Origin of the sequence: Paenibacillus sp. FSL R7-0340 (assembly GCF_038002205.1) — a bacterium.
GTDB classification, from domain to species: Bacteria; Bacillota; Bacilli; order Paenibacillales; family Paenibacillaceae; genus Paenibacillus; species Paenibacillus polymyxa_B.
In genome coordinates this window covers 4,366,269-4,389,854 of the sequence record NZ_JBBOBY010000001.1, presented here as the reverse complement: position 1 = coordinate 4,389,854, position 23,586 = coordinate 4,366,269, and the positions used below count along the sequence as shown (strand labels likewise).

At 43.5% G+C, this 23,586-nt stretch carries 37 protein-coding genes; 30 read left to right on the top strand and 7 right to left on the bottom strand.

From position 1 onward, the window contains the following. The 9 genes from MKX59_RS19400 (at position 1) to MKX59_RS19360 (ending at position 6,799) form a co-directional block, all read left to right on the top strand. Complete coding sequence (locus MKX59_RS19400; RefSeq protein WP_340858748.1) at positions 1–372, top strand: ABC transporter ATP-binding protein; 372 nt, start codon at positions 1–3, stop codon at positions 370–372. Further along, the gene (locus tag MKX59_RS19395; protein ID WP_340858747.1) at positions 369–767 is read left to right on the top strand and encodes an HK97 gp10 family phage protein; all 399 of its coding nucleotides are present in this window, start codon (positions 369–371) and stop codon (positions 765–767) included. Before MKX59_RS19400 ends, MKX59_RS19395 begins: the two co-directional genes overlap by 4 nt. Positions 768–771: 4 nt before the next feature. Then, positions 772–1,197: a phage tail terminator family protein gene (locus MKX59_RS19390; protein WP_340858746.1), complete on the top strand. Its 426-nt coding sequence runs from the start codon at positions 772–774 to the stop codon at positions 1,195–1,197. Beyond that, entirely contained in the window at positions 1,190–1,432 is a 243-nt protein-coding gene (locus MKX59_RS19385) for a hypothetical protein (protein WP_340858745.1), read from the top strand. The genes MKX59_RS19390 and MKX59_RS19385 overlap by 8 nt, the downstream gene beginning before the upstream one ends. Beyond that, complete coding sequence (locus MKX59_RS19380) at positions 1,432–2,754, top strand: phage tail sheath family protein (protein WP_340858744.1); 1,323 nt, start codon at positions 1,432–1,434, stop codon at positions 2,752–2,754. The genes MKX59_RS19385 and MKX59_RS19380 overlap by 1 nt, the downstream gene beginning before the upstream one ends. A gap of 1 nt (position 2,755) precedes the next feature. Further along, on the top strand, positions 2,756–3,223 hold the full coding sequence (locus tag MKX59_RS19375; protein ID WP_322160031.1) for a phage tail tube protein: 468 nt from the start codon (positions 2,756–2,758) through the stop codon (positions 3,221–3,223). A gap of 25 nt (positions 3,224–3,248) precedes the next feature. Beyond that, positions 3,249–3,668, top strand: a complete 420-nt coding sequence (locus tag MKX59_RS19370; RefSeq protein ID WP_340858743.1) for a phage tail assembly chaperone — start codon at positions 3,249–3,251, stop codon at positions 3,666–3,668. Between the two features lie 237 nt (positions 3,669–3,905). Beyond that, complete coding sequence (locus MKX59_RS19365) at positions 3,906–4,262, top strand: hypothetical protein (protein WP_340858742.1); 357 nt, start codon at positions 3,906–3,908, stop codon at positions 4,260–4,262. A gap of 56 nt (positions 4,263–4,318) precedes the next feature. After that, positions 4,319–6,799, top strand: a complete 2,481-nt coding sequence (locus MKX59_RS19360) for a hypothetical protein (RefSeq protein WP_340858741.1) — start codon at positions 4,319–4,321, stop codon at positions 6,797–6,799. 124 nt (positions 6,800–6,923) lie between these two features. Here the strand turns inward: MKX59_RS19360 and MKX59_RS19355 are convergent, their stop codons facing one another. After that, on the bottom strand, positions 6,924–7,388 hold the full coding sequence (locus MKX59_RS19355; protein WP_340858740.1) for a hypothetical protein: 465 nt from the start codon (positions 7,386–7,388) through the stop codon (positions 6,924–6,926). A 103-nt stretch (positions 7,389–7,491) separates the two neighbouring features. On the opposite strand from MKX59_RS19355, the gene MKX59_RS19350 reads away from it, so the two are divergent. The 12 genes from MKX59_RS19350 to MKX59_RS19295 all read left to right on the top strand — a co-directional run bounded on the left by MKX59_RS19350 (position 7,492) and on the right by MKX59_RS19295 (position 16,335). Continuing rightward, positions 7,492–8,199, top strand: a complete 708-nt coding sequence (locus MKX59_RS19350; protein ID WP_340858739.1) for a LysM peptidoglycan-binding domain-containing protein — start codon at positions 7,492–7,494, stop codon at positions 8,197–8,199. Positions 8,200–8,203: 4 nt separating this feature from the next. Beyond that, positions 8,204–9,202 (top strand): XkdQ/YqbQ family protein, encoded by a 999-nt coding sequence (locus MKX59_RS19345; protein ID WP_340858738.1) that lies wholly within the window; start codon positions 8,204–8,206, stop codon positions 9,200–9,202. Continuing rightward, the gene (locus MKX59_RS19340; protein WP_250268533.1) at positions 9,202–9,552 is read left to right on the top strand and encodes a DUF2577 domain-containing protein; all 351 of its coding nucleotides are present in this window, start codon (positions 9,202–9,204) and stop codon (positions 9,550–9,552) included. Before MKX59_RS19345 ends, MKX59_RS19340 begins: the two co-directional genes overlap by 1 nt. Continuing rightward, positions 9,549–9,956: a contractile injection system sheath initiator gene (locus tag MKX59_RS19335; RefSeq protein WP_209950261.1), complete on the top strand. Its 408-nt coding sequence runs from the start codon at positions 9,549–9,551 to the stop codon at positions 9,954–9,956. The genes MKX59_RS19340 and MKX59_RS19335 overlap by 4 nt, the downstream gene beginning before the upstream one ends. After that, entirely contained in the window at positions 9,949–11,016 is a 1,068-nt protein-coding gene (locus MKX59_RS19330; protein ID WP_340858737.1) for a baseplate J/gp47 family protein, read from the top strand. Before MKX59_RS19335 ends, MKX59_RS19330 begins: the two co-directional genes overlap by 8 nt. After that, entirely contained in the window at positions 11,009–11,557 is a 549-nt protein-coding gene (locus MKX59_RS19325; protein ID WP_340858736.1) for a YmfQ family protein, read from the top strand. Before MKX59_RS19330 ends, MKX59_RS19325 begins: the two co-directional genes overlap by 8 nt. Next, positions 11,550–13,685: a hypothetical protein gene (locus MKX59_RS19320; protein ID WP_340858735.1), complete on the top strand. Its 2,136-nt coding sequence runs from the start codon at positions 11,550–11,552 to the stop codon at positions 13,683–13,685. The genes MKX59_RS19325 and MKX59_RS19320 overlap by 8 nt, the downstream gene beginning before the upstream one ends. Positions 13,686–13,697: 12 nt before the next feature. Beyond that, the gene (locus MKX59_RS19315; RefSeq protein ID WP_340858734.1) at positions 13,698–14,210 is read left to right on the top strand and encodes a hypothetical protein; all 513 of its coding nucleotides are present in this window, start codon (positions 13,698–13,700) and stop codon (positions 14,208–14,210) included. Between the two features lie 5 nt (positions 14,211–14,215). Further along, positions 14,216–14,362 carry a CD1375 family protein gene (locus MKX59_RS19310; RefSeq protein WP_340858733.1) on the top strand — a complete coding sequence of 49 codons (147 nt, stop codon included), beginning with the start codon at positions 14,216–14,218 and terminating at the stop codon, positions 14,360–14,362. A gap of 49 nt (positions 14,363–14,411) precedes the next feature. Further along, positions 14,412–14,813 carry a protein kinase interacting protein gene (locus MKX59_RS19305; protein WP_322160053.1) on the top strand — a complete coding sequence of 134 codons (402 nt, stop codon included), beginning with the start codon at positions 14,412–14,414 and terminating at the stop codon, positions 14,811–14,813. A 116-nt stretch (positions 14,814–14,929) separates the two neighbouring features. Next, positions 14,930–15,751, top strand: a complete 822-nt coding sequence (locus tag MKX59_RS19300; RefSeq protein WP_340858732.1) for a peptidoglycan recognition protein family protein — start codon at positions 14,930–14,932, stop codon at positions 15,749–15,751. A gap of 14 nt (positions 15,752–15,765) precedes the next feature. Then, entirely contained in the window at positions 15,766–16,335 is a 570-nt protein-coding gene (locus MKX59_RS19295; RefSeq protein ID WP_340858731.1) for a phage holin, LLH family, read from the top strand. Between the two features lie 285 nt (positions 16,336–16,620). Here MKX59_RS19295 and MKX59_RS19290 read toward each other — a convergent pair whose 3' ends face one another. After that, positions 16,621–17,478, bottom strand: coding sequence for a DUF3800 domain-containing protein (locus MKX59_RS19290; protein ID WP_340858730.1), 858 nt, complete (start codon positions 17,476–17,478; stop codon positions 16,621–16,623). Between the two features lie 412 nt (positions 17,479–17,890). Between MKX59_RS19290 and MKX59_RS19285 the strand changes: the two genes are divergently transcribed. From MKX59_RS19285 to MKX59_RS19270, 4 genes are all read left to right on the top strand, one after another. Continuing rightward, the gene (locus MKX59_RS19285; protein ID WP_254348879.1) at positions 17,891–18,217 is read left to right on the top strand and encodes a DUF2500 family protein; all 327 of its coding nucleotides are present in this window, start codon (positions 17,891–17,893) and stop codon (positions 18,215–18,217) included. Positions 18,218–18,360: 143 nt separating this feature from the next. Continuing rightward, on the top strand, positions 18,361–18,762 hold the full coding sequence (locus MKX59_RS19280; RefSeq protein ID WP_254348880.1) for a hypothetical protein: 402 nt from the start codon (positions 18,361–18,363) through the stop codon (positions 18,760–18,762). A gap of 190 nt (positions 18,763–18,952) precedes the next feature. Beyond that, entirely contained in the window at positions 18,953–19,285 is a 333-nt protein-coding gene (locus tag MKX59_RS19275) for a DUF2500 domain-containing protein (protein WP_340858729.1), read from the top strand. Continuing rightward, on the top strand, positions 19,269–19,502 hold the full coding sequence (locus MKX59_RS19270; RefSeq protein ID WP_340858728.1) for a hypothetical protein: 234 nt from the start codon (positions 19,269–19,271) through the stop codon (positions 19,500–19,502). The genes MKX59_RS19275 and MKX59_RS19270 overlap by 17 nt, the downstream gene beginning before the upstream one ends. A gap of 110 nt (positions 19,503–19,612) precedes the next feature. Here the strand turns inward: MKX59_RS19270 and MKX59_RS19265 are convergent, their stop codons facing one another. Then, the gene (locus tag MKX59_RS19265; RefSeq protein WP_340858727.1) at positions 19,613–19,936 is read right to left on the bottom strand and encodes a hypothetical protein; all 324 of its coding nucleotides are present in this window, start codon (positions 19,934–19,936) and stop codon (positions 19,613–19,615) included. Positions 19,937–20,181: 245 nt separating this feature from the next. Between MKX59_RS19265 and MKX59_RS19260 the strand changes: the two genes are divergently transcribed. Further along, the gene (locus MKX59_RS19260; RefSeq protein ID WP_340858726.1) at positions 20,182–20,607 is read left to right on the top strand and encodes a NucA/NucB deoxyribonuclease domain-containing protein; all 426 of its coding nucleotides are present in this window, start codon (positions 20,182–20,184) and stop codon (positions 20,605–20,607) included. Between the two features lie 41 nt (positions 20,608–20,648). On the opposite strand, the gene MKX59_RS19255 is transcribed toward MKX59_RS19260, so the two are convergent. The 3 genes from MKX59_RS19255 to MKX59_RS19245 all read right to left on the bottom strand — a co-directional run bounded on the left by MKX59_RS19255 (position 20,649) and on the right by MKX59_RS19245 (position 21,639). After that, positions 20,649–20,852, bottom strand: coding sequence for a hypothetical protein (locus MKX59_RS19255; RefSeq protein WP_340858725.1), 204 nt, complete (start codon positions 20,850–20,852; stop codon positions 20,649–20,651). A gap of 148 nt (positions 20,853–21,000) precedes the next feature. Beyond that, the gene (locus tag MKX59_RS19250) at positions 21,001–21,366 is read right to left on the bottom strand and encodes a type II toxin-antitoxin system HicB family antitoxin (protein WP_340858724.1); all 366 of its coding nucleotides are present in this window, start codon (positions 21,364–21,366) and stop codon (positions 21,001–21,003) included. 45 nt (positions 21,367–21,411) lie between these two features. Continuing rightward, a complete protein-coding gene (locus MKX59_RS19245; RefSeq protein ID WP_340858723.1) occupies positions 21,412–21,639 on the bottom strand; it encodes a type II toxin-antitoxin system HicA family toxin in 228 nt (75 codons plus the stop codon). Positions 21,640–21,761: 122 nt separating this feature from the next. Here MKX59_RS19245 and MKX59_RS19240 point away from each other — a divergent pair, with 122 nt between their 5' ends. Beyond that, entirely contained in the window at positions 21,762–22,034 is a 273-nt protein-coding gene (locus MKX59_RS19240; RefSeq protein WP_340858722.1) for a hypothetical protein, read from the top strand. A gap of 110 nt (positions 22,035–22,144) precedes the next feature. Next, positions 22,145–22,477 (top strand): YolD-like family protein, encoded by a 333-nt coding sequence (locus tag MKX59_RS19235; protein ID WP_340858721.1) that lies wholly within the window; start codon positions 22,145–22,147, stop codon positions 22,475–22,477. A gap of 33 nt (positions 22,478–22,510) precedes the next feature. Here MKX59_RS19235 and MKX59_RS19230 read toward each other — a convergent pair whose 3' ends face one another. Further along, positions 22,511–22,981 (bottom strand): hypothetical protein, encoded by a 471-nt coding sequence (locus MKX59_RS19230; RefSeq protein WP_340858720.1) that lies wholly within the window; start codon positions 22,979–22,981, stop codon positions 22,511–22,513. Positions 22,982–23,079: 98 nt separating this feature from the next. Between MKX59_RS19230 and MKX59_RS19225 the strand changes: the two genes are divergently transcribed. Then, the gene (locus MKX59_RS19225; RefSeq protein ID WP_340858719.1) at positions 23,080–23,217 is read left to right on the top strand and encodes a hypothetical protein; all 138 of its coding nucleotides are present in this window, start codon (positions 23,080–23,082) and stop codon (positions 23,215–23,217) included. Beyond that, a complete protein-coding gene (locus MKX59_RS19220) occupies positions 23,207–23,566 on the top strand; it encodes a helix-turn-helix domain-containing protein (protein ID WP_340858718.1) in 360 nt (119 codons plus the stop codon). Before MKX59_RS19225 ends, MKX59_RS19220 begins: the two co-directional genes overlap by 11 nt. Positions 23,567–23,586 lie beyond the last annotated feature (20 nt).

Genomic DNA, 23,586 nt, shown 5'->3' with positions numbered 1-23,586 from the left:
GTGTCATTTGGAATTGCGGAAGCAGAACGAGCGGCATTGGAGAGCACTTATGAGGGTGTTTGCCGAGTCGAAGGACAGACAACCAGCAAAGACCCAGTAACAGGCACTGAGCGACCGCGCAAAGGCGTTATATTAGATAACCAGCCTTGTGCATTGTCTCAAGCGTCTTTGCCAAGCGCGGCCCAAACGGACACGAACAATGATGTCGCATATGACGGCAAGCTGTTTATTGCTCCAGATGTCACAATACCATCTGGCAGCCGTATCTTTGTTACGCAGGATGGTATGAATTATGAGTTTCAGCAGTCAGGCGAACCATTTATCTACCTGACTCACCAAGAAGTAAAAATGAAGCGGGTTGGTAAGGCATGAGTTTTGCAGAGTTTGATTTTAGCGAGTTCGAACAACTGGGTAAGAACTTAAAAAGGATGCAAGCTGATTACCCACAATTCGTCGAGAACTGTATACGAGAACTTGCCAGCAGGCTACTAGCTAAAACGGTGGCGAGGACTCCCGTAGATACGGGGATGCTCCGGCGTAACTGGCAGCTAGGCCCCGTAGAGCGTGTAGGGGGCGGTTACAGCATTGAGTTATTTAATCCCATCGAATATGCGCCTTATGTGGAATATGGACACCGCACAAGGCTGCACACCGGATGGGTGGAGGGGCGGTTTATGCTCACTATCTCTGAACGAGAGTTGGAGCGCGAATTGCCTGCACTCATGGATCGCAAGCTTAGACGCTTTATGGAAGACCATCTGAGGTGATGCAATGGAAGATGTCAAAAACGGAATATTGAAGTACCTGAGCACCTTTCAAACGGGTGTGAAAGTGTACGACGAACGAATTGAGCAGGGTTTTCATGAACCGTGCTTTTTTGTGCTGCTCATAGACGGCGCACAGGCACGAGAGTTAGGCCGCCGCTACATGCGGACTGATAGTTTCGATGTTCACTATTTCCCGGACCCAGACAACCTGGAAAAGCGCCGTGAATGCGAGGCGGTGGCCAACAGGCTGTATGAGGAACTGGAATACATCCAGTGGGAAGGCAGCCTGTACAGGGCGGTTGGGCTGAAACACCAAATTGTTGATGATGTGCTGCATTTCTTCTTGGATGTAAATGTCCATTTAATGCGTCCAAAACAGGAAGAAACAAAAATGAGGACTTTAAAACAGGAGGCTGGTATACGTGGCTGATAACCAAGAAACAGAAACTGGGGCAACGCCTGCTGTGACACCTACGAAGAAAGAGACGGCAACATCGTCAGCTTCGGTAGAACCCCGTTTTGCCAAAGAACAATTTCAAGAATCACAGCAGTTTACACAGATCGAAAAAGATACACTAAGCGTCCTACTTGAAGACGGACAGAATTACACCATCGGTGAAGCTAAACGAGTTCTTACCGAATGGTTAGTGAAGGAGGTTAAATAATGGCCGGTACTTGGGTTACACAGAACAAGGATCTACCTGGCGTATATACCAACGTTGTTTCTGAGCCTAAACCACTAGGCACGTTAAGTGATCGTGGTACCGTCACCCTGCCGTTGACATTAAGCTGGGGGCCAGCAAAACAAATCATTACCATTGATGCTGGTGACGATATCGCAAAAGCGTTGGGGTACGACATTACAGATACAAGCCTCCTGCTGGTTAAGGAGGCTCTTAAGCGCGCCAAAACGCTGCTGGTGTACCGATTAAACGAAGGGACAAAGGCCACGGTTACCAGCGGTAATTTAGTCACCACAGCTAAATATGGCGGCGTACGGGGTAACGATATTTCCATTGTGATTCAGGCTGACATTGATACGCCTTCGAATTTCAATGTTCGTACATTAGTTGAGGGTCGGGAAGTAGAAACGCAGAAGGTCACGAACATTGACGGTCTGGTAGCTAATGAATGGGTGAGTTTCAAGGCATCTGCTACTGATAAAACACTGGCAGCTACGGCAGGAGCCCCATTAGCTGGCGGGGCAAACGGCACTGTAACCAACGCAGATCATTCCGATTATATGGCCGCCATTGAGACTCAAGATTTTAACACCGTTGGAGTTCCTTACGATGACGCAACCCTGAAGCCTTTGTATACCACCTATGTTAATCGCCTGCGCAATGACGAGGGCAAAAACGTACAGGTGGTACTACCAAACTACAGCGCGGCCGACAACGAAGGAGTAATAAACGTCACGAATGGAGTTATTCTTTCAGACGGCACAGTGATCGACAAGGTGAAGGCAGTTGCTTGGGTAGCAGCAGCGACAGCAGCGGCCAACGTTAACGAATCCCTCACTTACGCTGACTACGATGACGCGGTAGATGTAGACATTAGATTTACAAACCGTGAAGCAATTGCAGGTGTGCAAAGCGGCCAATTCTTCTTTATCTATAAAGGCGGCAAGGCCAAGGTACAGCAGGATATCAATACATTCCGTAGCTTTACGCCTAAAAAGAATAAAGATTTCCGGAAGAATCGCTTACTTCGTACATTGGATGGTATCAATACTGATTTACAGAGAGTTTATGAAGACTCCTACATCGGTAAGGTAGATAACAATGCTGATGGCCGCAATCTCTTTAAGAAAGAAGCTATCTCGATTTTCGAACTTAACCAAAGCATCAACGCAATCGAGGATTTTAATAGCCAAACGGACGTAACGGTAGTAGCTGGCACTGACAAGGATGCGATTTACGCTGAATACTTTGTTAAGCCTGTGGATAGCATCGAAAAAATCTATCAGAAAGTGCGGGTGAGATAATATGGCATACTTAAAAGCCGGAGATACGATCTCCGGTCAAGAGGGACGAGCTTTTGCCACGATTAACGGCAACGTAGAAGAAATGTTTTACGTTAAAACCCTCGAGGCAACAGCTGAGAAGGAAAAGACCGATGTCAAAACACTCGGTAAACGCGGCACCCAGCACAAGGCCAACGGCTGGAGCGGTTCGGGCAGCATGACGATTTACTATACAACAACACGATTCCGACAACTAATGTTGGATTATATTAAGACAGGTAAGGATACCTACTTTGACATTATGATCGTCAACGAAGATCCGTCTTCGTCTATTGGCAAACAAACCGTAGTTCTGAAAAGCGTGAACTTAGATAGTGTGATCATGGCTAAAGTCGATACCGACTCCGAAGTTTTGGACGAGGATATCGACTTTACTTTTGACGACGTGGATGTACCTGATAGCTTCAACGCCCCTACATTGGGAGCCTAATTTAAACTAAAAGGAGATCAATATAATGAGTGACTTGACTTTGTTTTACGCGGAGAATGTGGAATCTGAGATTACTGAGGAGATTGCTCTTTCTGAGCGTTTTAAGGATGCGGAAGGAAAACCATTATTGTGGAAGATTCGTAGCGTTTCAGAGAATGAAACATCCATAATCCGAAAGGAATCCGCTAAAAAAGTAAAGGTGAAAGGCGTTTACCAGACCGAGACTGACTCTGACCTCTTTTCAGCGAAATTGGTTGTGGCTGGAGTGGTTCATCCTAACCTTAAAGATGCTGGACTGCAATCGTCTTATGGTGTTATGGGGGCGGATTCCCTGATCCGAAAAATGTTACTTGCTGGGGAATATACTACGCTCATTGAACGTATTCAGACGCTGAGTGGATTCGATCGCGACATTAACGATCTGATGGATAATGTAAAAAACTAATCGTGGAGAGCGATCCAGATGCAACCTTTGCATACTACGCTCTCCATGAACTCCATATTCTGCCGCACGATCTCATGGCAATGAGTCAGCGAGAACGCGCTGCTATTTACGCTATGATCTCTTATCGGATTGACAAAGAGAAGGCAGCACAAAAGAAATCTAAGAAAAAATAATAGACGTTCCCTGAATGGCTTGGTAGAATGATGGTAAAATCTACCCATTCAGGGAGGGTCATCTGTGAAGAAAGTCCTGACTTTATTTTTGTTGGTTATTTCATTAACGATTGTTTCTGCGTGTTCTTCCGCTAAAGAAGAAGCGGCTACACCTGCTCTTGATGATTATGTAAAGGCGCTTACGGATGCTGGGGCTAAAGATCAGGGAGAAAACGCATATGCTTTAGTCAATGCTTCTAACGGGAAGCTTCTCGCGCTAGGCACTACCCCAATACAAATTATAGAGTATGATTCGGTTGACGAAGCGGAAACGGCATTGAAAGAACAGCCCAAACTCAAAAAGTGGTCAATTCGTGGGAAGGTGCTATACAGCACCAAAAGCGACGAAGCAAAAAAGATACTTGATGAACTAAAAAAATAAATTGGTTGAGAAGGCGCCTATGAAGGCGTCTTTTTTTATGCCAGAAAGGAGAAGCGATGGCAACAGTATCGGCAAGTCTCCAGCTATTCGATAATTTCTCGCAACGGCTGAATACGGTTAATCAAGCAGTAGAGAATGCAACAAGGCATATGGAACGTTTGCAAGCAATTGCACGAAATAATATACGAATCAGCGCAGATGGCAGTAACGCTATTCTACAATTAAACGCTGTACAACGCGCTCTGCAAGCCATTAATGATAGGATATTGATCCATATTGACGCTGCGAATGCTATAAGAGAGCTTGAAGTCGTTAAGAACCACATTAGGCAAATGGGTTCAGGGTCAGTCGTAAGCATCATCATAAATTCAGCGGACGTATTAAGGGAAGTATCGCTTATACGCGACCGCATTAGGACGATGTTTACTAGGTCGGTTGTAGATATAACGCTGAATGCTGGGGATGTGATTAGCCAAGCAAGACGTATACGGCAACAAATCGAAAGCCAATTGCGCCATATACACGCTCGTATACAGGTTGAATTACCGATAGCCCTGCAAGCAATGTTCGGAAACTTACAGATGCTTGTACTAAGGCTGATTAGAGTAGTGCGGCAATTACGGACAACCAGCGGTGCAAATGCCGCTGAACTTCAAAATGCATTGCTACGGATAGCGGATTTGGAACGAAAAATAGCTCAATTGCAAGAGCAGATAAACGGAAGTTTGAGAAGAGGGGAAGGTGCTTCATCAGGTTTACTGGCTAACCTCAAGGGCATGGCGGCTGCTTATCTGTCACTCCAAGGAATAAAAGAATTATTCAGTGCTACCGTGGGCGGCGCAATGGATCAGCAGAAAATGGAAGACATGTTCGTTGCGCGAACAGATCGAGAAGATGTCGGACAAGCGATGTTTGACCGTTTTAAGAAAAACGCATTGGCAGCCGGACAAGATGTGAATGAATCTTTACAAGGAACTCTTTCATTTTTCTCAGCTACCCAAAATGTCAACCAGCTCGAAAAATTGAACAACCTTGCTCAACGCCTAAATGCGTTTGACAGTGCGGGAAACGGGATAGAAGGAGCAAATTTCGCCCTAAAGGAAGCGTTGAGCTCTGACATTGTTTCTTTAGCGGAGCGCTTCAACATGGGTAAGTCAGATATTCGGGCGTCTGGAATTGTGGACATGGCTAAAGCGGGAAATATCGACGGTTTCATAAAAAGCTTCGACAAGCTGTTGGAATCTCAAAAGATGGGGCAAAAAGCGTTTGATACTATGTTGGCTAGTCCTGCTAAACAGTTGGAAATCATGAAAAACAATGTGAGATCCATGTTTGCGGATGCTGGCGGAGCTGCTACCAAGTCACTTCTTCCAATGATACAAATGTTAAACAACGCCTTTAAGCAAGGCAAATTTGACGCATTTTTTGCTAACCTGAGCAAAGGTTTGGATTGGGTAGTACAGAATGCAATTAAAGCTTTTAATGCTATATCTCAGGTATATGGATTCGTATCAAGCAATTGGCAGAACATAGCTCCTATTGTTAAAGGAGTAGCGGCAGCGTTTATCGCTTGGAACATTGCAATGAAAGCTGTAGCAGTCACCCAAGGGATTATAGCTTTTGCCACAGGAAGTAGTACAGCCGTGATCTTTGCCCAAACGTTAGCTACTCGTGGGCTCTCTGCGGCCTGGGCAACTCTGAATACAGTTATGAAAGCAAATGTGTTTATTGCCATCTTAACAGTGTTGGTCGCTATAGTGACGTGGATGTATGAAGTTTATACAACTAACGATATGGTAGCGGCGGCAATGTTGCTAAAGTGGAATGAAGTATTGAACTTCTTTGATCAAGTCCCAATCTTTTTTGCAAAAGTTGGTGTGGGTATTGCTCAAGCGTTTATGGATGCTAAAGCTAGTGTTATGCAAACAATGCAAGACATGGCCAATGGTGTTATAGACAAAGTTAACGATATGATTGAGGCTCTAAATAAAACGAGTTTGGTAGAAATTGATTATGTCAGTCAAACTCGGTTTGCAGATGATTCAAAGATAGCTGCTGATAAATTTCGAAACGATTCTGCAGCTAAGATTGCAGCAATGGAAGCCAAGGCAGCAACTAAAGCGAAAAAACGCCAAGACGACACTATGGACTATATCCGTAAACGTGATATGGATCGACGGAAACAAAACGCCGCTGCTAATCCTAAAGCCGATAAGCCTTTTGACTTCACCAAATGGAATGCAGCAGCTGACGCAGCTAAAAAAGCTAATGCTGGCGATGACAAAAAGAAGAACGTTGGCAAGGTGGATAAAGTCGGCAAGATTGAAGACAAGGTAGATATCTCATCGGAGGATTTGAAGGTTATGAGGGATATCGCAGAAATGAAGTCTATACAGAACTTCGTGACTCTTACCCCTACCGTCCAAGTGAAGACCGGGGACATCAACAACGGCGCAGATATCGACGTGATAATCAAGAAGATTGGTGACCATCTGGAAGAAAAGTTCGTATCTACCGCACAAATGGTTTACGACTGAAGTGGAGAAGTAAATGTTATACGAACAGCGTGATAAGTGTACGCGAGTGATAAATAAATCAGGTATTAAAGAATAAGAAAAGTCGCTGTTAAACAAGCAGCGACTTAAATGAAAATAGAAATAATTAATCAATGTTGTTCTTGGCGGTCACACCTACAATCTGATCTGGGAACAAACATAGATCTCCAAAATGAATAGAGTTTTGCGGATTGGAGAATGGCTTTACCTCAACATTTCTGAGGTAAACCACTCCCCCGTCATTTGTTAAACGGCGCAATCCACCTTCTGCTTCAAATCTTTCGACAAGAGAGTTCCTTTGCTCAAACATGTGTGTGAACATAAACTTATTGAAATCATTAAAAATTAATTCCGGATCGTCATTATTTCCTAAATCATCAACATAATCACCCGTTATGTAGCCGAAATTAGTCAAGATAACGAGTTCTAATTTGTGGGGTACTTTTATTTGCTCAATTTTCCCACTGTTAATAACCTTCAATACGCCGTCCAATGCAGAAATAGTTATCGCTTTCAGATCTACCCTTTCATTTAGTAGGTTAGCTAGCTTTTTCGTTGGTTCATTTTCCATATTCGAGGCCTCTTTCCAGGTTTATAGTAGTTCCAAACAACTACATCATAAAATAAAAGGGAAATTATTGAAAGCTTGAATTTTATAAGGAGGGATTCGCTTAGTGGAACACGCCATACTACTAAGTTACAACAACGGAGAAGAAGCATTCCGCATTCCGGTCAATCCGCCTGAAATGAGCATCAAGGAAGCTGGTGACGGCTCCACATTTAAAATCGTGGACGGGGGCGAGATTAACGCAATCCAGTCACGGAAACTTACGGAAATATCGTTCTCCAGCTTCTTTCCTGGTCAGGCATATCCTTTTGTGAACACGGATGAATTGCTTCCAATTCCTGAATATATCGCACTAATCACTAAGTGGATGGACACCAAGCGGCCCATCCGCTTTATTTATTCTGCGATCAGCTTTGAGCCTGGAGCGCAGAAAAGTCCGCAGGAAATTGCTATAAATATGCCAGTCACAATAGAAGAGTTTGAATGGAAGCCTGTTGCTGGTACATCGGATATTGATTACACCATCACATTTAAGAAATACGTGTTTTACAATGCGGTGCAAGCCAAGGTGAAGCAGACCACAACCAAGGCAGGCGCAAAAAAGACGACAACCACCAAAGCAAAGGCCAAGCGGCCTAACGAAAAGATTAAGCCTAAATCCGTGAAAGTGAAGGCCGGGGATACGCTTTGGATTATCGCTAAGAAGAACCTGGGTGATGGGTCCCGTTACAAAGAGATTCAAACACTCAACAAGATTACAAACGCACAGGCCAAACGGCTAAAGGTTGGGCAAGTGCTAAGACTGCCGGGGTGATGGTATGGATATTTTTATCGACAACCGGGATGGTAACGTGTGGCAAGTGTCTGGCGAGGCGATGGCCAGCAAAGAAAATGCGGCCGGGTTGGTTTCTGAGCTCACATGGAAGACCGAGCGCACTGGGAGCCCAGGTAGCGTAGATATCACGCTAGTCCGTGACGGAATCTACCAGAACAAAAAGTTCAAGGTCCAGAACGGGGATATCGTCCGAATTACCAGAGGCAAGTACAAGATATTTTACGGCTATGTGTTTTCGGTGGAACAATCGGAGAAATCCGACATGAAGATCACGGCCTATGACCAAATTCGCTATCTCAATGCCAATGACACTTATGTTTTTAAAAACCTGACGGCCGGAGCGGTGATAAAACGGATTGCAGAGGATTTTAAGCTGAAAACTGGAATGATAGCCGACACGGGATACAAAATACCGGCAATGGTCGAAGACAACCAAAAGCTTTTGGACATCATTTACAAAGCCATCGACCAGACGCTTATGTCTACTGGATCAATCTATGTATTTTACGACGATTTCGGTGCTCTGGCCCTTAAACGTGCCGCTGACATGCTTGTTTCGGTGTCGGTGGGTGATGGTAGCCTAATGACCGGATATGCGCTTAAAAAGAGCATAGACAGCGAGACCTACAACTATGTAAAGCTGGTGCAGGACAATAAAGAGTCAGGCAAGCGCGATGCCTACGTATACCAGGACAGCAACAATATCAAAAAGTGGGGCAAGCTCCAGTTGTACGACAAGGTAGATGAAAAAATGAACGCAGCACAGATTAAGCAAAAGGCGCAAAACTTGCTCACCTTACACAATAGGGAAAGCAAAAGCTTGAGTATAGATGCTATGGGGGATTTAAGTATACGGGCAGGGTGTTATGTGCCTGTGTTTATTGATGATTTGAAGGTGAGTCAAGTGTATTTGGTCGATTCATGCACACATAAATTTTCAGGGCTTGAGCACACGATGAGCCTGGAACTGAAGGTGATCTAATGATAAAACAACTGCAGAAAATAGCGTTAGGCAGCATGGAAGCATCCAAACCAAGCGAGAGCATGGTAGGGCAGGTGACGGGAGTAGATCCGCTTGAAATTACCGTTGATCAACGACTGGTGTTGGATGCAGATTTATTGCTTGTCACAGAACGTGTAAAACGGTATGTGGTTAGCCTTACACACAGCCATGTATACAAAGATGAGACTCCAACGGAGACGGCTACCAAGACCACTCAGACGGCGTTACCCGATGTGTTGGTGATTCGTGAAGGGTTGAAAATTGGGGATGCAGTTATCTTGCAACGAATGAAAGGCGGTCAGCAGTTCGCCGTAATGGATAAGTTATGATACCAGAGGGCGGCAGCATCGTTGATGAGGAAATAGAAGAGGAAGAAATGCCCACCAAGACATACGCCTTAGACTTCACAAATGGACGCGCACGCGGCATTGTAGACGGCCTAGAGGCTATGCGGCAGGTGGTGTATAAGATACTTCAAACACTGCGATATGAAAATCTCATTTATTCTGACGATTATGGCGCTGAAGTAGACCGGCTGCAAGGGCAGAGCCGGTTATTTGTGCAGACAGAGCTTAAGCGGCTGGTGCGTGAAGCTTTACTGGCGGATGACCGGATTACAGATGTGAGGGATTTTCAATTCACCTTTACAGGATCGGACGTACTGGCAGAATTCGAAGTTGTAACTACGCAAGGTAATTTCAGGAACGAAACGGGGGTGAGCGGCATTGTATGAGGCTCAAACATTTGAAACCATCTTAGAGCGCATGTTAGCACGTATACCGGACAGCATGGATAAACGGGAGGGCAGCGTTATATATGATGCGTTGGCCCCAGCTGCTTCCGAATTAGCGCAAATGTACGTGGAATTGGATACGAATATAAGCCTGATATTCCCGAATGCTGATAATGAGGAATATTTAGATTCGGCTGTGGCTTGGTCTGGCATAGTGCGAAAGGCGGCAACAAAGGCGCACTGGAGAGGTAAGTTTTACGATAACCAGGGCGCATTAATGGATGTACCTATTGGTAGTCGCTACAGTTACGAGGATCTAAACTATGTCGTGCTCAGCAAATTGGGTGTCGGACAATTTGTCGTGGAATGCGAAACGGCTGGCGTAATAGGTAATCAATTTTCGGGTTCACTGTTGCCGATTGACTTTATTAACGGGTTAGCTAAAGCGGAATTGGTGGATCTACTTGTTTCCGGCGAGGATACTGAAACGGGCTCGGCTCTATTTGATCGGTACCAAGACAGAGTAACTAAAGCTATCACCAGTGCAAATAAAAACCAATATGTTAACTGGGCAAGGGAAGTGCCAGGCGTAGGTGATGCTAAAGTATTCCCTCTGTGGAATGGTAACGGCACGGTAAAGGTAGTTATTTTGAATAATGAAAAACGTGCTCCATCGGCAGCAGTAGTTCAAGCTGCGCAAGACTATATAGATCCTACACAAGACGGACACGGCGAGGGTCAAGCGCCTATCGGACCAATCGTAACTGTTGTTGGAGCTGGGGAAGTGCCTATAAACGTCAGCGTGCGGGTACAACTGGCACGAGACGCGACAACGGACGATGTAAAAGAGCAGTTGGAAGCCAGCATTGCTAAGTATCTGGAAGGGCTGGCTTTTAACGAAACGGATACATTGGTGCGGATTACTCGGATCGCTAATTTTATCTTGGACGTGCCGCCTGTAATTGATTATTTCGACCTTACTATTAACGGCGTAACCAGCAATATCCAAGTGCCTTTGGACAGCGTGGCAGTGCTCGGGACGGTGAATGTGTATGTCTAAAAAGCTTATGTCTTACTTACCGGATTACTATGAGGAAATCCAAGAATTTGTTGAGATAATGCAGTCGGAAGATATCGAGTTCGACAAGCTTAATGCTGCGATAGTAGATACATTCCGGCAGTTTCACCCGGAAACAGCAACCTGGGGAATCAAGTATTGGGAGAAGGATCTGAAAATAGTCTCCATACCTTCGAAACCGATTGAGCAGCGCCGCAGCGTGGTTATCTCTAAGATGCGTGGGAGCGGCAAGGTGTCTGCAAGCATGATTAAAAATGTGGCAGATAGTTATGATCGCGGCGAGGTAGATGTCACGGTGTTCCCGTCCGAGTATTATTTTGTTATTCGGTTTATCGGGACTCTAGGCATACCGCCAAACCTGCAAGATTTGAAGGACGCCATAGAGGAAATAAAACCAGCACATTTAGAAGTGCGATATAAATTTCGCTATTTGGTTATTCGTGAAATACACCATGTAATGCGGATAAATGAAATAAATAAAACACCATTAAACAATTTTGCAGGAGGTGTAAGGATTGGCTAGTAATACACCTAATTTGAGCCTATACATGAAGGACCCGGTGGCAGAAGGTAACGATTTCTTTGATGTGAAAACCATGATGAATGATAACTGGGAGAAGATAGACGGTTTTGCTGGTGTTATGGATGAGGTTAAAGAACGCTTTGATACTATATCTCGACAGGAAGTAACGCTGAATGCAGGAGTACAGATCATCACCGCCATTAAGTCAGCTTTGTTTTCTTTGGACGGTGTGACCGGGCGAATGCTCGTAAACTTGCTCGGGCGTATGGGTAATTGCGAAAGCGTGGGGTTATGGTCGTCCAATACCACAATCGCAACAGATACAGCTAATAAAACCAGCGGAACCAGCAGTTTCAAGCTTACACTTGGCTCTGTACCAGCTACAGCATCGGCAAGCTTTTTAACCATGCCGGGCAAAAAGTATGTAGCCATTGCTGACGTGAAAAACGGAAATACCAGCAAGGTTGCCATATCCATAAACGGTATTGCTGGTGCAGTTGGAAATGAAGTAACATCGGCCTCTGCTTTTGCTCCGTCTGTTGTGCGGTTGGCAGCTACAGACTTTTTTCACATCTTGACCGTTACAGGCACGGGTGCGGTTGGCAGCACGTTTAATATGGACAGTGTGCGTGTTTATGAGGTATCGGACGCAGACTATGCAGCATCGGCAACCTTTACGCCTGCTCAAGTAGCAGCAAAGTGGCCTTACGTGGACAGTATAATGCCTGTGCGCAATCCATATGCAATCCGCTGGACAGATACAAACAAGACCGATATCGCGTCCATGCTGGCATTACAAACTGACCTGTACGCCGATCCGATTACAGGAGCTAATGCAGATACGGTATTCGAGCGTGACGGGCAATACTTCATGAATAAAAATTGGCAAGGATTGACGTTAAACGGATCGTTACCATGGGTCTATTACGAAACAGCGACAGGTTATAAGGTTGTACGGCTCCCGATCACAAACGGACTTTCCGACAAAGAACGCGTAGCGAAATACGACGGGAAACTCATTCAGCATGCTTTCCCAGTTAGTGCTTCCGACCAATCATACCTAAGCGCTGCCTCTAATGCCCTTGGTCTCTCAATCCCTGTTGCAGACAGCGGATGGGCAGACGGATACACGCCAACGACAGACGACATCAAGGCCTATTTTTACGGTTATAAAGCATATGACGCTAATACATTCTTTCCCGCAGACGCTCAAGTAGCTACTACGGCAACATGGAGCGGTACAGGTACCAAGTATTGGGTTCAGCGTGTTGGGGCGGCTAATTACACGCAAACCGTTCCGCAGGCATCCTATGCAGGGTACACGCCGTACCAGCTCGTATACCAACTTGCAACGCCTACCGTGGAACCTATCATAAGCGAGGGGCGGCTCGCCTTTGTTGAGGGAGACAATCAGGTTGAAGTAGGTACGGGGATTGTATTGCGCGAAGTGGTCAAGCCACAGCTTAATGGGCAATATTTTATTAATGGTGCTACGACTACGTCTTCCGCTCTTAAAAATAGAGTCGGTGACATTTTACGTATTTATCGCAATAGCAAGGATGATAAGGCGTGGGAGATAATCGCGCATAGCGTACCTGCAAACCAAAATTTATACGGCTTTAAGCAGGCTAGGCTGGATGCATCTCTATACGATCCATCAGCATCCTACAGCGTCACGTACCTAATGCTGGACAAATCGCCTGTCGCTGCATTTGTTGGTTCTTACGCAGCCAATGAAAAGACGCTGCTTGCGGACTTGGTAGATAGTGTACAGCAAACTAGTACACGTCTGTCTGTGGTAGAGAACAAGAAAGCAGAAAAGGATGCCCCATCGTGGATTACACCTACTACACTACTCAATGGTTGGGTTAGTATGGGTGTGCTGGGCTACCGTAAAATTGACAATAAGGTACAAGTTAAGGCCCGGATTAAAAGCGGTGTAATAGGCCAGCCGTTTATGATTCTGCCAGAAGGATATAGGCCGCTTGTGGGTCAGGTTCGTCCGGCACACTCTTATACGACGACGGACGTGTTTGCCGCCGTGCTAATCAATGCAGACGGTAAATTCATCGTGTCGGGTGGTAGTAATAACGAAGTTAATATTTATTTGGAATTCACAACGGACTAAGGAGGGCAGCGCATGAAATCAGTAGCTAAAGTAAATACAGACGGCCTCTATTTGGAGGACGAGCTAGTGGACGATGCCTTTTCGGGTGTCGTCCCTTTTTATGCCGAATCCGTTGGAGAGCAGGACGATTTAATAGCACCTCAAAAACCAGCGCTTGCAGGCTACGCGGTTGGCATACCGATTTCAACATCGGGCCTGTACAAGCCGCGTTTTGATCTTGCCGCGTGGGAAACGTACCAAGCAGCCGTTTATGAGGCGCAGGAGGCGTATATAGCCGCGCTAAACGATTGGCAGGCTAAGGGCAGGATTGCAGAGGAGCAGCCTGTATATGTTGCACCTAAAGAGCCAGAAAAGCTATGGACAGAAGGACTCACTCCAGAACAGATAGCGGAGCTAACCAAACAGCCAGAACCGCAGCCGAAACTTCGTGAAGAACTTACAAATACGCAGATTGCAATGGCGGATATGTATGAGCAAATGCTTGCTATGCAGGCCGAACTTAAAGCTCTTAAAGAGGGGAGGTGATTAACGTGGCAGCCATATATGGATCTCTAATCATGAAAGGCATAAAGACGTTTGCTCAGGTGCCAGATATACAAAAGGAACCGGTTAGGGCATATCTAGCTAGTTGGGGATTAGACGTGGATGGCACACCATTAGAAAAGCGGGAAGAGTAGAACAGGAAAAGTTTCCTGAGCCAAAATAGAGAGAGACGGGGGAAAGGTCATGAACGAAACGGGGGATATCTTCAAAGGAGGGGAAGGTGATGTAGTGCCTTTGCAGAGACTCGAGGACGTGGAAAAGGGATTGGCTCATTTGTCTAATGAACTTTTGCTTATATCTGCTGAAAATGCTAAGTTTCAGAACCAAATTCAAGTGTTGCAAACTACGACAGAGCGACATGAGAAAGAAGTCAAAGAGATCAAAGATTTAACCAGTGAATTACGCATGCAGTATAAGGACATAAAAGAAAAACTGGATGGGTTAGATACACGTATTTTTTTGCTATTACAACAAAGCACCACCGAAAATCATTCTGTGAGCAAAAGTATTTTTGAATTACTAAAGTATGTAATAGGTGGAACGATTATAGTCATGGTCGCTGCGCAATTCGTGGGGGCTAAGTAAAAGGAGTGATTCATAAAGTGTTTAATCCAAATAAATACACGATTGAACGGCGCTACATCAACAAGCGCCATAACGTAAGACCGGGTACTCGATTAACATCGGGTGCGCCGGTCTTTTTGGTTGCACACGATACAGGTAATCCTGGAGCATCTGCGGATAACCATTACACCTATTTCAATGGGCTGGTAGATCGTTCTGCTTCAGCACAGACGTTCATAGACGACAAAAAGATTCTTGAGATAATCCCAACTGGTACCGGACCCGATCCGGCAGAAACGGCGTGGCACGTCTTATATAACATTAAGTTGGATAACGAACTGTACGGCGACGACGCAAACGATATAGCTTTGGGTGTGGAATTGTGCTTCGGTGGCAAGATTGACACCTTGGAGGCTTACAAACGCTTTGTATGGTATCTGGCCTACTGCTGCAACAAATGGGGGATTAACCCACGCACCCACATACCGAGCCATAAGCAGCTTGACCCTGTTCGTAAGAGGGACGTAGACCAAGCATTAGCTACGATTGGCAAGACGCTGAAGGATTTGGTTTATGACGTAGAAACAGAGCTCAAAGGCGCTTCTACAGCTCCAGCTGCGCTGGACTTCACGCCGTTGCCCGTGTATATCGCTCAATCCTTAATTGATAACTATGTATCCCCAGCTTGGTTCGCAAGCCAGAAGGCAGCGAATCAGGAAGGCAAGACACATTTTCATAACCTCGCCAACAACCTTCGGGCGGCAGCCGGGCTGAATGAAAAGAACCTGCCTCTTGCGGGAGCTGTGAAACTGTTTAAATCCAATGCACAAGAAATCATTTTCCGCTGGCTCCAACCAGCTTGGTTCAAGGCTAAACAAGCCGGCGACAAAGAACAAATGCAACATTTCAACAATCTGGCTAATTATCTGCGTTCTGCCGCAGGTCTGCCGAAACAATAATAGGGGGATTTATCATGCAAACAATTATTGAAACTGTACAACCTTATGTAAGCACCATTGTCACAGCTATTTTAGGAGTCCTAACGGCTCTTGTTATCGCCGGGCTAAATACAATTAAGGTAAAGGCCAACACATGGATAGATGCCCGTACAACAGAGTCGCAGCGCGTCCTGTTACACAAGCTGGCTGAGGAAGGATTTTCCCTTGCAAAGACCGCCTATAAAGAGGAAGATGGGCCTAAGAAACTTCAGGAAGCTTTGTCCTATGTTACCGGACAGTTGGAGCAAAAGGGAATCAATCTGACTTCAGTGGAAGTCCAAGCGGCGATTGAAAAGGCCTACCTAGACTACAAAGCCAAGTCCAAGCAAAAGCCCATTAGCACGGAGGAAGCCACTATAGCAGATGCAGCAGCCAAGGTTAGTACCGAAGAAGCGGCTCAAGCAGCAGCGAAAGAGGCTATGGCTGGTTTGGCAGCTAGGGTAAACGAACTGTTGGCTCAGGCTACGGCAGAGGTAACGCCCGTTGCTCTTGCTCAGGTTCAACCTGCACCTGAGCATATTCTGGAGCCAGCAACGTCCGAATAAGTGCCTATTACTGAGGAATAAACTCATAAAGTTAATGCCCTACTGGTTTCGGGTGTTATGTCAGTTAAGGGGTTGCTTGAACTGACGTTTTAAGTACAAAACGTGAACAACGAAAGACGACAAAGCTGCTTAAAAATCAAAAAAACGCCCTGCCGAGCAACATTCCCTGGCAGAGCGTTTTTTTTTGATTTAGATTGTTTTTTTCAAAATTATAGGATATAATATATTTAGGGATCGGGATTACCCGGTCGACCGCCCGGCGATGCTGTGGCGGCTTTTATTTTTTTAAGGCCTCCAAATTTTTAATCCCCAACCGTTGTGTCTTGGATATTTGTACAACTTTTTCTCGACAATATCGTATGAGGGATTACCTTTGCTTAGGTCACCCCCTCTATGTTGTTTATGGATAGGAAAACAAACCAAATCGGCGTATTCTAGAATAACAAAAGAACTTTGGGAGTTATCGTTTTCCCACCACTTTGGATTGAAATATACTCCTGCTATATTACGAAAGTGTCTTGGTGAATTTGCATTCGTGCCTTCTTCTATTATTTTAACAATATAATCAAGCACAAATTGATCTTCTTTTTTTCCTCTCGATTCCAGCATAACGATACCTGTCATACCGCCTTCATTTAATCCGTTACAGAATCTTTCAAGTATAAATTGCGCTGACAAATGATAGGGATGTATAGGAGTAGTGTATTTTTTATAATGAGCCAACTTATCTATGTGACAAGAGATAATTTTGGCATCTACAGCTTGTATCATCTCGGTAATAGATGTTGTAAAAAGAACAGGATCCAAGGTATTGAAAGGGGCAGATTTTTTACGTATGTCTCTCGAATGAAAACAAACTCTTTTCGGAACACCTTTATATTCACTTAGACCGTTTTCCCAATATTTAAACTTAACAGCATTCACTGCTTTTTTTAGTTCGTCATATCTATTCTTATCTACTATAACTCCAGTTAATGTGAAATCTTTCATAGTGAAGTCTATTTCGTGTTCTTTACCAGTATTCATTTTTCTGCTGATTGAAACAAGGTCAGCAGTGCCGCTTTCGTCCATACCCATTACGTAATCGACGCCATCGGGCCAATATTCTATGATTTTAGGCCTACTTTTCCAATCGACTTCCATGGTACATTCCTCCTGATTCTAAAAGACTACTTATATCATATTTTGTTGGTTTGGAAATTTCAAACATTTTTTTTAGGTCGAGGGGAAGTAGACTGTTTGAAGCTGAATCATACATGCAAATTATTTACAATATCAAACAACCCATATATACTGACAACAACACATACGGAAGCACCGTTGTGCAATCCGAAAGCATCGGTGATACCCTGCTGGCATACGCTGGTGGGGTATTTTTCTGTTTGCCGTTGAAAAGATATCAAATTAAACAGCTCAATTTCCGATATTATATTAATAATGCAGTGTATAATTTTATAAACCATACAGGGATTTAAATATGAAACTTATAAACTGTAATAGCGTAAAGGAATAATATAACATTTGGATTTTGAGTGTTAGGAGGAAGTGTTTATATATGGGAGAACAAGCTATTTTGTGGATTTTTGTTATTGGTGCTTTTTCTGTTTTTTGTATAATACCGATTATAATGCAAACATGGGAAGACATGGACAACAAAAAGAAGCCTATTGTGACCCGTGTGGCTAAGGTACTTGATAAGCGAATGTACCAAAAGGAAGACAGTTCGATTAGATACTACTATTTTACCTGTGAATTTGAAGATGGAGAAAGGGGAGAATTTGAAGCACCTGAATCTGAATACGGAGTAACTATTGTTGGAGATAGAGTTATTGTACTTCAGCAAGGTACATTTTCAAAGGTCGAGAGAGTTGTTGGCAATTAATAAGCATTGAGGTTCTACTTGCGTACTGATAACAACACATTTTGAAGCGCCGTGGCACCCTATTGGCTAAGCTGGTAGGGTGTTTTCAAGTGTGTGAAAGCAATATTGTATGTATAATATTAACATACGTAAGGGTGATTGTATTGAGTATTAGAAGAGAAGTAGCGGAGGGTATTAGAGATTACAAAACTGCTGGTTTTGCAGAGGGGTTTGTTCTAGCTGAAATTTTGTTTCTGTGTGTAGTTACTGGTATATGGGCTGATAGAACTTGGTGGCCAGAGGGAGAATGGTGGGTTGGTGCTTGGGTTTTTATCGTGTGCCTACTTCTTCTTTTTGTTCCTGTAACATGTCTAATTATGACTGTTGTATTTGGTCTAGCTTGTGGCATAGCGGGCTGGATGATAGGTGACTATTTATTTGAGAATTTAGGTGCTTCTGTTGTAATTGCAATCATATCTGGAGTATTAGGGCTAATGATAAATATGGTAGGCTGTCCTAGATTTACTTCAAAGCGTTTAGCCCAAGAGTTTATTGATAAACTTTAAAAAATCTAGAGGGAGCGAAATTTATTCTATAGAATAACCATATATGCCTTCCTGTTGTGATGCTATGTATAGCTTAAAAAAGCCAAATGATGAGATATTAAATGCTCCGCCTAAAGGGAAAGGAGCAACACTTAAAATAATGTACTTAGTATAAAGAAATTTATTTGGAATTTCTTATGGAGGGACAATTATGGGGTGGATTGTTTTATTAATTGTTATTGGATTAATAGTATGGGGATTTATTGCGTTAATGCGAAACGATGAGAAAAATGCTAAACAGCCAATAATAGTAAGAAATGCAACAGTGGTTGATAAGCGGGTACAATGGAGCGAAGGGAGCTCTTTAAAGTTTTATTATCTGACTTGTGAATTTGAAGACCTCGAACGTGAAGAAGTAAGTGTACCTGAAAAAAAGTATGGTCTATTTGTTGTTGGCGATGAGGTCAAGGTTACAAAGCAGGGAGACTGGATACAGGCAGAACGTATCTTAAAGCGAAGTGATCAGAATGAACCACACATATAAAGTCTTAAAGTCGGATATAGAACTATTTGCAGCTGCATTAAGCCAGGTAAGAGTATATGTAGTACAGCCGTTGGGAGAGGATTTGATAGATATTGTGGACTATGGGGGTGCAGTAGAGAAGATTACACCAGAATCTATCAAGATTAACGGATCTTATTTCTTTCGTAATCAGTTTGAATTTAGAGTAGATGTGAAAAAGGACTCCACTGGTATGTAACCAGTACGGAGTCCTTTGTTGTTTATTTACTTAAAAACACGCTTATTTGAACGTGTACATCGTATTGTAGTTATACGGTCATTATGGCTAGAATGGTTATGCCTTTCGAATTAATCAGGTTTGGTAATATAACCTTGATAGTACGCCACGTATACATTATTTACCAGTGCAGTGTCATACAATGTTAACGATCCACCCCAACCAGTTCCAGGTTCTGTATAACCATAAGTAGTAGGGATTTTATCTCCTTTCTGATATTGTCGTGTAATACCGGTTACATATTTCTGGGGAAGACCTTGTGGTGTAACTACAGACGATGTTTGACTATTCGTGGATATTTGATTATCAATGGGTGTTGAAGCAAACGCGGCTGACGAACTTCCTAACAAAGCTAATGACAAAAGGGAAGTGGCGACGATCTTATTCAACTTCATTCAAAAACATCCTCTCGAATAAAATTTGATTACTTATTCAATATATAGTATATATTGTTATTTTTAATGCGAAATAGATCACATTGAATTGACAAATTACTATTTGATTAGTGCGAATTAGGTAGACGTAAAGGACTCTGCAGGGTAATTGGCGAGTCTTTTTTTGTTTTACGACATGCTTTGCGATACTTCGACATGACTCTCCAATTAGTATAGAGAAGATTTAAATAATATGGAGGTGTCATATGATAAAAGTAATCGCAAAAGGATTAATCGTATTTTTACTAGCTGCTATTTTTTCCATTCAAGGCGTCTATGCTGAACCGGCAGTAATTAGTCAACAAGCAACAGGGTATACGTTGGAGTTTCCAAGCTCACGCTACCCTGAAACCGGAGCGCATATTAGGGATGCCATTGCAGCCGGACACTCTGCTGTATGTACAATCGATAGAGATGGAGCCGAGGAAAACAGGAAGGAGTCTCTAAAGGGATATCCGACTAAAAAAGGATATGACCGCGATGAATGGCCAATGGCAATGTGTGCTGAAGGTGGCGCAGGTGCTGATATAAGATACATAAGCCCTAGTGATAACAGGGGAGCAGGATCATGGGTAAGTCATCAGTTAGATAAATATGCTGATGGAACTAAAGTGAGGTTTATTGTTAAATAGTAAAAGGCTCTGCTAACCTTAATTGGTCGGCAGAGCTTTTGTTATTTGAACAATTTTCCGATCAGCTTAAACAAATCAAACGTTGACCGATTGTACACCTTATTGTAAGCCGCCTTACGTGGGTTTCTGAGCCATCCCCAGCCCCGTGGCATCTTGAGTCCTGCGCGGTGTACAATCTGCCGTTTGAGGCTGGTACGAGCTACTAAACGCTTGTTTAGGCTGGGTTTACGCGGGCCGTATTTCATGGCTATTCCTCTCTTTTTCGGATCAATTTAACCACCGCTATAACCAACCCAGTCAACGCGACAATACTGACCAGTATAGTAATAATCATAAACCAAATTGCCTTTACCATAAGTTTACCTCCTAATATAGAGGAGCCTCAGAAATATGTTACTTACTCAGTTTATATAGGCAATACTGATTCAGGGAGATATTTTCGGCCGCTGCTCGTTCGGATAACTGGCGGTGTAGACTTTTGGGAACACGTAAGTTAAATTTTCCGCTGTATTCGTCTTCTCCTGGCGGCTCTGGAATAGGATCACCGTATTCCAACTTCACGGACAAGTACCCTTCCATGGCTTCACGAACGCTCTCATAAGCTTCTGCAAAGGTTTCCCCGTCACTTTGGCATCCGTCTAATTCCGCTACAGTAGCAAAGAAGTAGTGTCCGCTTTCATCGTTCATTGGTCTAATCTGTATAGTGTACGGAAGCGCCATGTAATACGCTAAATCTTTATGCTGATTATTATTTGCCATTATATATCGGCTAGGATATATTGAGGATTAAGGAAAGGGGAGCGGTCACTCCCCAATCCGACCCAGTACGTCTTTGACGTACGCCGCCTTTAATGGGTTTTTCTTTTTGATGGTGATTAGGTCCCCTTTATCATTCCGGAATTGGCAATGTGACGTTCCATCGTGTCTTGCCTTTATGTATCCGTAATGTTCAAGTACCTTTTCAGCTTCTTCAAATCGAATCCCGTTAGGGCGGTCTTTCATTTTCTGGATCATTTTATCTATCCTAGCCATGTCTCACCTCCTGTATTTATAGTACCATATACAGTACCATTACACAAGGGGTGATGGAAATATATTCTCTGTTTAATAAGAACGTGTGTTTGTATATAATAGTAACAAAGGAGTTGGTTGCTTTGTTACCCGATATCGAACGTAAGCTACTACGGATACTCTACAACTATTCTGCTGGGCGAAGACGGATGCCAACGATGAAGGAACTGGAGATAAAGACCGGTAGGAGTGTAGCGGATATAGAGGCGGGCCTGTTGGCTTTGGAACAAGACAACTATATTGTGTGGGAAAACAAATCGGATACTCGGCATATCGTAATTATTGAAGGCTGGGACAGGGACCAGAAGATTGTAACGCCGCCTGGAGTGGCAAACCGATACTACACAGAGTATTGAGCCTCGGAGAGATCTGAGGTTTATTTTTTTGTTTTCTGGAAAACATATTCCTTGTAAGGAACAAATGTTCGTAATATAATCGGTACATAACACATCAGGAGGCTACATACATGTCTAAAAAATTAGAAGAAAATGGCTTGTGGGAAAGCAGCCGCATTATCATACCGGAACACAAGGAAGCTTATTTAAAGCTCATGCAGGATCGCCAGAGGCGGGGAAAACCGGAGTTGGACGACCAGGAGGTACAATTGATTGAGCAGGCACTAATAGAGTCTTACAACTCACGTATGTCTGTCACGGTGACCGTATTCAGCCCGTTTGATGATGAAGAACTGACAGGGGTAGTTACTTCTATAAACACGGCTAGACGTGAAGTAAAACTGTTTCGTGGGGAAGATGATTTCAACTGGATTAAGCTAGAGGATATTGTTTCAACCGGTTAAAGCGAAAGCCCTGAATTTCTTCAGGGCGATTAATCATTTCAGACCATATTGCGCTTTGTTTGTGAGTTTGCCACCTTGAAACATCAAGTTTGCATTTGCTCCAAGGGAACCTTCTCCTTCGTACTGATAAATAATTGTGTGAAATGGTGTACCTTCTGCTTCGCCTTCAGAGAGCACCTCTCCATAACCGCCAATAATGTCAGTTGCCTGATCGTATGACATGCCTATTTTCAGACGGTTGAACTCACTTAAGTTAATCGTTGATGGGTTTTCGACAATCTCCTTTTTTGAAGGCTCAAGTTGGCTGTTTTGTTGAGTTGCATCTGGCGGGGATGACACTAATGCCAAGGCATTGCTTACAACAAGTGCAATACATATAACAAGTGATCCGATAGATGATAGAAACACCCATTTTGCTTTCCCTGTTTTTTTAAATAAATGCACTATAGATAAGACAATTAAAAGAAGAAAGAGGAGGAAACACAATATTGATAATAAAACCATAAATAACCTCCAGATAGATGACTATATTCACGACCCAGTCTATCAGACCTTGGGATATTTTTCTATAATCGCAAAATAAAAAAAAGGTGGTATTTAGAATGCATATTAATCAATTTCCTCAGGAAACACAGGATTATATCCATGAGCTTTGCGCAAAGGCGATTTTGAGGGCAATGCGCAATGGTACATTTATTGAAGATTTATCTTCTAAAAAGGAGGGGCAGAATGAGGAGTAAACAGGACTTTCTTGAAAAATTACTGAAGGACATAAATCAATACATAGATGAAGAAGTTGAAGTACGTTACAGCGAAAGGATATTAAGCGATAGCGAATACGATATATCGACTGTGGCCAAAGAAAGGAAGACATTAAAATCGCTTCCAGACGTACTTACATCTAATGATATTGCTAAATATATGAGCATCTCAAGACGTACTGTATATGAGTTATTAAAAATAAATGAGGACTACGGTGGTATTCCTAATTTTTCAGTGGGTAACAGCAGAAGAGTCATGAAAAGCGACTTTTTAGATTGGATTGAAAAACGTAAACAAGAACAAAGAGATAGTTATAGTAAAGAGTAACTATTATTGAGATGACGCAA

Coding starts and splice junctions, on each gene's coding strand:
- MKX59_RS19395 (WP_340858747.1), top strand. CDS start 369: ATGAGTTTTGCAGAGTTTGATTTTAGCGAGTTCGAACAACTGGGTAAG.
- MKX59_RS19390 (WP_340858746.1), top strand. CDS start 772: ATGGAAGATGTCAAAAACGGAATATTGAAGTACCTGAGCACCTTTCAA.
- MKX59_RS19380 (WP_340858744.1), top strand. CDS start 1,432: ATGGCCGGTACTTGGGTTACACAGAACAAGGATCTACCTGGCGTATAT.
- MKX59_RS19375 (WP_322160031.1), top strand. CDS start 2,756: ATGGCATACTTAAAAGCCGGAGATACGATCTCCGGTCAAGAGGGACGA.
- MKX59_RS19370 (WP_340858743.1), top strand. CDS start 3,249: ATGAGTGACTTGACTTTGTTTTACGCGGAGAATGTGGAATCTGAGATT.
- MKX59_RS19360 (WP_340858741.1), top strand. CDS start 4,319: ATGGCAACAGTATCGGCAAGTCTCCAGCTATTCGATAATTTCTCGCAA.
- MKX59_RS19355 (WP_340858740.1), bottom strand. CDS start 7,388: ATGGAAAATGAACCAACGAAAAAGCTAGCTAACCTACTAAATGAAAGG.
- MKX59_RS19345 (WP_340858738.1), top strand. CDS start 8,204: ATGGATATTTTTATCGACAACCGGGATGGTAACGTGTGGCAAGTGTCT.
- MKX59_RS19340 (WP_250268533.1), top strand. CDS start 9,202: ATGATAAAACAACTGCAGAAAATAGCGTTAGGCAGCATGGAAGCATCC.
- MKX59_RS19335 (WP_209950261.1), top strand. CDS start 9,549: ATGATACCAGAGGGCGGCAGCATCGTTGATGAGGAAATAGAAGAGGAA.
- MKX59_RS19325 (WP_340858736.1), top strand. CDS start 11,009: ATGTCTAAAAAGCTTATGTCTTACTTACCGGATTACTATGAGGAAATC.
- MKX59_RS19315 (WP_340858734.1), top strand. CDS start 13,698: ATGAAATCAGTAGCTAAAGTAAATACAGACGGCCTCTATTTGGAGGAC.
- MKX59_RS19305 (WP_322160053.1), top strand. CDS start 14,412: ATGAACGAAACGGGGGATATCTTCAAAGGAGGGGAAGGTGATGTAGTG.
- MKX59_RS19295 (WP_340858731.1), top strand. CDS start 15,766: ATGCAAACAATTATTGAAACTGTACAACCTTATGTAAGCACCATTGTC.
- MKX59_RS19290 (WP_340858730.1), bottom strand. CDS start 17,478: ATGGAAGTCGATTGGAAAAGTAGGCCTAAAATCATAGAATATTGGCCC.
- MKX59_RS19285 (WP_254348879.1), top strand. CDS start 17,891: ATGGGAGAACAAGCTATTTTGTGGATTTTTGTTATTGGTGCTTTTTCT.
- MKX59_RS19275 (WP_340858729.1), top strand. CDS start 18,953: ATGGGGTGGATTGTTTTATTAATTGTTATTGGATTAATAGTATGGGGA.
- MKX59_RS19270 (WP_340858728.1), top strand. CDS start 19,269: ATGAACCACACATATAAAGTCTTAAAGTCGGATATAGAACTATTTGCA.
- MKX59_RS19265 (WP_340858727.1), bottom strand. CDS start 19,936: ATGAAGTTGAATAAGATCGTCGCCACTTCCCTTTTGTCATTAGCTTTG.
- MKX59_RS19260 (WP_340858726.1), top strand. CDS start 20,182: ATGATAAAAGTAATCGCAAAAGGATTAATCGTATTTTTACTAGCTGCT.
- MKX59_RS19255 (WP_340858725.1), bottom strand. CDS start 20,852: ATGAAATACGGCCCGCGTAAACCCAGCCTAAACAAGCGTTTAGTAGCT.
- MKX59_RS19250 (WP_340858724.1), bottom strand. CDS start 21,366: ATGGCAAATAATAATCAGCATAAAGATTTAGCGTATTACATGGCGCTT.
- MKX59_RS19245 (WP_340858723.1), bottom strand. CDS start 21,639: ATGGCTAGGATAGATAAAATGATCCAGAAAATGAAAGACCGCCCTAAC.
- MKX59_RS19235 (WP_340858721.1), top strand. CDS start 22,145: ATGTCTAAAAAATTAGAAGAAAATGGCTTGTGGGAAAGCAGCCGCATT.
- MKX59_RS19230 (WP_340858720.1), bottom strand. CDS start 22,981: ATGGTTTTATTATCAATATTGTGTTTCCTCCTCTTTCTTCTTTTAATT.
- MKX59_RS19225 (WP_340858719.1), top strand. CDS start 23,080: ATGCATATTAATCAATTTCCTCAGGAAACACAGGATTATATCCATGAG.
- MKX59_RS19220 (WP_340858718.1), top strand. CDS start 23,207: ATGAGGAGTAAACAGGACTTTCTTGAAAAATTACTGAAGGACATAAAT.